Source organism: Micrococcus sp. 116 (assembly GCF_902506395.1).
Taxonomy (GTDB): Bacteria; Actinomycetota; Actinomycetes; order Actinomycetales; family Micrococcaceae; genus Micrococcus; species Micrococcus luteus.
Map to the genome: position 1 here is coordinate 1 of NZ_LR732375.1, position 1,594 is coordinate 1,594.

Genomic DNA, 1,594 nt, shown 5'->3' on the forward strand with positions numbered 1-1,594 from the left:
CCCCAGTACCCCCAGTACCCCCGGTACTGGGGACGCGAGAGGGCGGCGCGGCCCCCGCTTCACTGGAGCGGGGGCCGCCAGACCCGGGCGGGGATCAGACGCCCGCGGGCACCGGCTCGGATCCCTCCATGGCCGCCTGCGGCTCCGCGGTGACCATCTCCGGCACCGGCAGGGTCACCGCGTCGAACAGACGCGCCAGCCCGCCGCCGTTCTTCATCTCCGCGTCGCGGGTACGGGGAGCATCCATGCGGACCGGCATGAGCACCCCGTGGGCCCAGTCGCCCATCATCCATGCGACGGGCTTGGCCGGGTTCGAGCGGTCCAGGGAGAACTGGACCGCCGTGTTCCGCTCGCTGTAGCGCTTCATCACGGTGGTGACGCTGTGCAGGAAGGCCGGGTTGACGGCCATGAACGGATCGGCCGTCAGATCGACGTTCTCGCCCTGGTGCAGGCGGAACAGGCTGTCGATCCGGGGGTACTCCCGCCCATCCTCCCCTGCCAGGTTCTCGAGGGTGATCGTCTGCGCCTCGCACGTGACGGTCAGGTGCGCCGCGTCGGCCTCCACGGTCACGTAGCCGTTCTTCGCCGCCTTGAGCACCGGCAGCAGCATCTTGATCCCGTCGCGGTGCAGGTGCACCTCGGGGGCGCCGGTGGCGGGGGCATCGGTCACGTAGGGGGCCAGCGTGCGCACGAGCTGGTAGCGGTCGGTGCTGACGGCGATCAGGCCCTGGTCGGTGAACCGGATCGGGACGCGGCAGAGGACCGGCGTCATCTCATCGGCGGAGCGGGCCGGCATGGCGGCCACGTCGAGCGCACGGAGCAGGTTCTTGGCGGTGAACATGAACATGGTGTCCTCCTATGGACATCGGGGGCGGGGGCCCCGGTGGGCTCCCCTGCTGACATGTCTTACTCTACATGCACTCCCGAGGGGGTGCAATACGGGAGACAAAAGAACCTGAACCCCACACCCGATGTCGCTAGAGGCGGTGGTGAATGATGGTGCGCATGCTCCCGATCCTCGCCACAGACGCCGCCTCAGATGCGGCTCGCGCCACCCAGACCGCGGCCCAGCAGGCCGCCTACTTCACGACGCTGACCACCCTCGCGGCGGTCTCCGCCACGTTGCTTGTGGCCGCCATCCTGGCCATCACGCTGCGCTCAACGGTCCGTGCCGCGAACGGGGCGGAGTCCCCACCCCGGGCAGAGGGATTCTTCTGGGCCGCCGCGCTCGCAGGGTTCCCCATCGTGTCCCTGGGGGCCAGCCTGACGCACATTCTGTGCCACGCCCGCGCCCCCGAGGGTCTCACCCCCTCTGATTTAGACGGCAGGGTCTGGTGGACGCTTCTTTTCGTAGGCATCTCCGTCCTGATCCTCACGTGCGCCTACACCCTTGCAGACACCGATCTAAGCACCTCGAATCCCCGCCTCAACCCAGTACAGAGCACAGCCAAGGCTGCCGAGGCCGCCCAGCAGGCCGCGACCGCAGCCGCTAAGGCGGCGACCGCAGCCGCTAAGGCGGCGCAGCAGTGCGCCGCAGCTGTAGACACCGCACGGCCAGCGGCCGGCGGCCAGCGACGGCCGTGGGGCCGGTCTC

General features: G+C 69.6%; 2 protein-coding genes. One reads left to right on the forward strand and one right to left on the reverse strand.

Annotated features, from left to right (window positions below; all coding sequences use genetic code 11):
• Positions 1-94: 94 nt before the first annotated feature.
• Positions 95-847 carry a hypothetical protein gene (locus CITRIK5_RS11765; protein ID WP_159833799.1) on the reverse strand — a complete coding sequence of 251 codons (753 nt, stop codon included), beginning with the start codon at positions 845-847 and terminating at the stop codon, positions 95-97.
• Between the two features lie 158 nt (positions 848-1,005).
• On the opposite strand from CITRIK5_RS11765, the gene CITRIK5_RS11770 reads away from it, so the two are divergent.
• On the forward strand, positions 1,006-1,594 hold a 589-nt coding region (locus tag CITRIK5_RS11770), incomplete at its 3' end, for a hypothetical protein (RefSeq protein WP_201294466.1).

What these genes read in the sequence shown, in the direction of transcription:
- CITRIK5_RS11765 (WP_159833799.1), bottom strand. Translation starts at nt 847, where the DNA reads ATGTTCATGTTCACCGCCAAGAACCTGCTCCGTGCGCTCGACGTGGCC.